6 protein-coding genes are annotated in these 3,939 nt (G+C 44.0%); all 6 read right to left on the bottom strand.

Annotated features, from left to right (window positions below):
• Positions 1-593: 593 nt before the first annotated feature.
• Complete coding sequence (locus HMPREF2796_RS00885) at positions 594-974, bottom strand: hypothetical protein (protein ID WP_070630248.1); 381 nt, start codon at positions 972-974, stop codon at positions 594-596.
• 102 nt (positions 975-1,076) lie between these two features.
• Positions 1,077-1,466, bottom strand: a complete 390-nt coding sequence (locus tag HMPREF2796_RS00880; protein ID WP_064088901.1) for a hypothetical protein — start codon at positions 1,464-1,466, stop codon at positions 1,077-1,079.
• 4 nt (positions 1,467-1,470) lie between these two features.
• A complete protein-coding gene (locus tag HMPREF2796_RS10655; protein WP_083308604.1) occupies positions 1,471-1,797 on the bottom strand; it encodes an HNH endonuclease in 327 nt (108 codons plus the stop codon).
• A 110-nt stretch (positions 1,798-1,907) separates the two neighbouring features.
• Positions 1,908-2,684 (bottom strand): hemagglutinin repeat-containing protein, encoded by a 777-nt coding sequence (locus HMPREF2796_RS00870; protein WP_083308603.1) that lies wholly within the window; start codon positions 2,682-2,684, stop codon positions 1,908-1,910.
• Between the two features lie 413 nt (positions 2,685-3,097).
• Positions 3,098-3,724, bottom strand: coding sequence for a hypothetical protein (locus HMPREF2796_RS00860; protein WP_023887371.1), 627 nt, complete (start codon positions 3,722-3,724; stop codon positions 3,098-3,100).
• The coding region (locus HMPREF2796_RS11295; protein WP_210385329.1) for a hypothetical protein at positions 3,711-3,939 on the bottom strand (229 nt) is incomplete at its 5' end. The genes HMPREF2796_RS00860 and HMPREF2796_RS11295, both read right to left, overlap by 14 nt.

Raw genomic sequence — 3,939 nt, 5'->3', positions numbered from 1 at the left:
GCGGGGGCAGGTTGCGGCTGCTGTCCGGGTTGTCCATTGTTCTGCTCCAGCGGCGCATGGCCGATTACGACTGTAGGTTTCTGCCAGTTTTGACTATCAGCCCTAGCCTGTATCCGTTTCGGGTGGAGGAACAAAGGCTACCTGAAAAATTTCAGGTAGCCTGTTCGGATTCAAACAGGGTTGGAGGGGGTGGGATGATGGGCTGCTAAGAGCATTCGCTGAAGAATAACATGAGAGGGATTTTTTTCAGGTAGCCCTAAGTCGGAAGATAAAGGCTACCTGAAAAAAATAGACGCAATGAGCAATACAAAGAGGCTGGCTGAAAACGGCAGGCTTCAAATATTCGGCATGGAATACCCATGGCTTCGCCTAACGGCAACATCAACCGGACAAAGGCTACCTGAAAAGTGTATTGTAATTGCCCGTTTAAAAAAGCAGGATATAGCAAACCCTAGATCTTCACTGTTTTCCTTGTGAATTTTCCATTTCATTTTGCTTTCATTTTATCCTACATACTCAAGGCAGCCTGCACTCTATTGGGATATGTGCAGGCTGCTTTTGGAGCAAGTTGGCCGTGATATTGAACTTCCAGCTCAAATCTCAACAAAAGGAAAGAATTTCTTAAAACGTTCCAATATTTGAGGATTGTTTTTCAAGGCTTTTAATGCTGTTTCTTCTTTGACCACCATATCGCTTAAAGACCGAACCTTTCTGATGTATGCAATGCCTTCTAATGCATATTTTTCATAGCGGGACAGATTGCTAATTGGAGCATAACCTATGTCATTGGCAATATGCCCCTGATCTGCATCCACCAAATTAAAAAAATAATTTGGCAATTCTTCAGTAGGCGTATCCATTAACACAATATCAAGCCATTTTTTTAGCTCTTCTATCGTGATTGCTTGATAGGCAAGGCACATAAGCGCGAATCCTAAATCTTCACTGTTTTCTTTATAAATAGCCCATTTCATTTTACTTTCCTTTTATTCTATATACTCAAGGCAGCCTGCACCCTATTCGGGTAAGTGCAGGCTGCTTTTGGATCAAGTTGGCCGTGATACTGAACGCCCAGCTTAAATCTCAACAAAAGGAAAGAACTTCTTGAAACGTTCCAATATTTGGGGATTGCTTTGCAAGGCCTTTAATGCAACCAATTTGCTAACAGATACGTCATAACCTGCACCATAATCAGGTCTTCTAGTATACGCAATGCCATATACGGCTTTTCTTTCTTGTTTTGATAAAACAGTAGATAAAGAAAATCCAAGAATCTTGTATATATCTAATTTAATGTTGTTTGAGTCTAATATATCAAATATATAGCCTGGAATATCGTCAATCGGATTATCACGTATAACTATTTCCAACCATGATTTAAACTCAGACACACTAATAGCACCAATGGAAAGACAGTCCATAGCAAAGCTCAAGTCTTGATTGTTATCTTTTATAATATTCCACATAACTTTATTTCCCTTTATGTATGGCATCGCCGCCAATATGTCCAGTATCAGAGTGGAGCTTCTCATTTACTAACTGCATCCTCCCCCTATCTTGGTGATGATGCCAAGTGTGGTCTGGAATTTTGCTCATTCCGCTTTGAATCGCTTTTAGCTGCTCGGGTGAGAATTGTGAACGGCTTATTTTTCCAGAATTGATTTGTTCGCGCAAATCCCGCGTTGCCATCCGCATCTGTCCTCTGCGGTCAGTTGCATAAAACGCTTTCTGATCAAGGCGGGTATCATATTTGGCAATATCATCAAAAATGGGGAATCCTTTATGGTCAAAAACCACGCCGCTATCAGGATGTTTTCTGCCTGCATATCTCACATTGGGTGCATTGGCAGGCGGAACGGTTGTGGATGTCACGTTTCCCCGGCCATATTTCGCTTCCAATTCTGCCTTTATGGTGCGCGAATTATACGGTATATCACTGCCGGATCTTTGTGCCGCCGCATTCGGAGAAGGTTTGTCCGCACCTCGGTTACTGCTGATTTTCCGTGGCTGCTCCGGAAAGTTGATTTCATTAATTGCAGCGTCTGCTTGCCGTTGATGCCGCCGCTCATGCCGAAGCCGAAGCTCTTGCCGCTGTAGCGGCTGTGGTTGGCCAGGTCGCTTTGGCCGAGGCTGCCGGTTTGGAAACGGTTGCGGCCGTTCTGTTCGGCGCTTCGGCTGGAAACGATGAGGCCGCCGTTGAGCTCGGTATGGCGGGATACGGCTACCTGAAAGCCGTCGTCGCCGGCATACAGGCCGGATTGTTCGCTGGCGCTGAGGTGGTCGGCGTCGGTTTTGCTTTGGCTGTATTCGGCGTTGCCGGAGAAGCCGTAGCCGACGGTGATTTGGACGTTGCCGTGGAATTGTTTGCCGCGGTAGCGTTCGCTGTCTTGCGGGGTGATGATGTTGAGGTTGCGGGCGGTCAGGCCGATGCCTTTGCCTTCCACCCGGGCGCCGTGGATGGTGGTGTCGGCGCCGCTGACGAGTTCGGTGCGGCTGCGGCTGCTGCCGATGTGGCTGTGGCGGTAGGGGGTGCTCTCGCCATCGCCTTTGCCCCGGCCGTAGTTGCCGCCGCCGGTGAAGCCGAGGCTGAGGCCGTTGCCGACGGAGAGGGCGACGCCGGCGTTCCAGCCGGCCTGGCGGCTGCGCCGGGTTTCGTTGCGCTGTTCGCGGGTGGCTTCGAGTATTTCAAGATACTACTCTTTGGCAAACCATTCGATAAATTTCCTATCGGTAACCTCCAAAAAACGTTCACCTTTTGCAAATAAATGATTTAAAACCGTTAAATCATAAAATGTTGCCCTGATTATATATATGTAGCATAACTTTCAGGCTGCCTTTGTGTGGAAATCAACAGCGTTGTTTACACTTTCGGCTTTTGCTTGAAGACCCGTTTGAGCAGCTATCCGGCATTGTCAAGAATGTCGATAGACACGGGGAACCCGCTCTGTTCTTGATAATGACGGATAGCTGCTTAAGAATCATTCAAGCAAAAACAAAAGCTGTCCGCCGTAGAAAAAGTGTAAACAACGTGACGATTTCCTACACCTTATGGAGTGGGTATGTGCAGGCGATAATTATCTGCCAGTATGTTTACTGGTTATAATTGCCTGAATTTCCAATAATCCCGCCCGCCTATTTTCCAATAACAAAACTCATCAGGGATTAAATAGCCGAAATCCATGGCTTTTGCAAACCAACCGTCATACACATAATCCTCATGACATCTGTCCCAATCCATATGCAGATAAACTTCCGTATCAAAATTGATATAGAACAAAGGTAATCTGGATGAAATCTGATTGATTTTTAAAAAATCGCTTCCCGGCACAGAATGGGAAATAGGGTCATTGTATGATAGTTTGTTTTCGACTACAGAATATAGTCGGACAATTTCTTCATCAGAAAACCCGTAAAACAGAAGTTCTTTTAATTCATCTTTTTCAAAGATCATGACGCTATCTGATTCAAGATAGTGTTCGAAGTTATCTTTGGTTAGTTGCCAAATTCCATTGCGGTATCCTTTATATTCATTATCGTATTGCTCTTTTGTTATCATTCCAATATCTAAATAGGAATCAAAAGATATTTTTGCATTTAATTCGAAATTATGTTTTTCATCAATTAAATAGAATATTTTTTTACGATAGACAAATATTGATACGCATTGGTTATATCTAAAAATATTATTTAAAAATTCCGATGTAAAATGTTTAGTCTTTCTCATAATTGCCAAACTCCTTAAAAAATTCATCTTGAGACATTACCCGCCCTTTACTAGATCCTTTTTCTAATCTCTCATTCCATACTTCAGGTAATTCTATAGCGAAACCAGGTTTGTTTATATCCACCAATTTAGGCGCATTTGGATGATTTTTTGTTCCTGGTGCAGGTTTTTGTGGCACTAAATTTTGGGGCTGTCCTAGATAACCAGGAATATTC

It is taken from the genome of Eikenella sp. HMSC071B05, assembly GCF_001811325.1.
Taxonomy (GTDB): Bacteria; Pseudomonadota; Gammaproteobacteria; order Burkholderiales; family Neisseriaceae; genus Eikenella; species Eikenella corrodens.
Note: the sequence above shows the minus strand (reverse complement) of the source record. Positions and strands in the feature narration are given on the sequence as shown.

Bases quoted from the DNA above. Each gene is read 5' to 3' on its own strand.
- HMPREF2796_RS00885 (WP_070630248.1), bottom strand. From the start codon at position 974: ATGAAATGGGCTATTTATAAAGAAAACAGTGAAGATTTAGGATTCGCG.
- HMPREF2796_RS00880 (WP_064088901.1), bottom strand. From the start codon at position 1,466: ATGTGGAATATTATAAAAGATAACAATCAAGACTTGAGCTTTGCTATG.
- HMPREF2796_RS00860 (WP_023887371.1), bottom strand. From the start codon at position 3,724: ATGAGAAAGACTAAACATTTTACATCGGAATTTTTAAATAATATTTTT.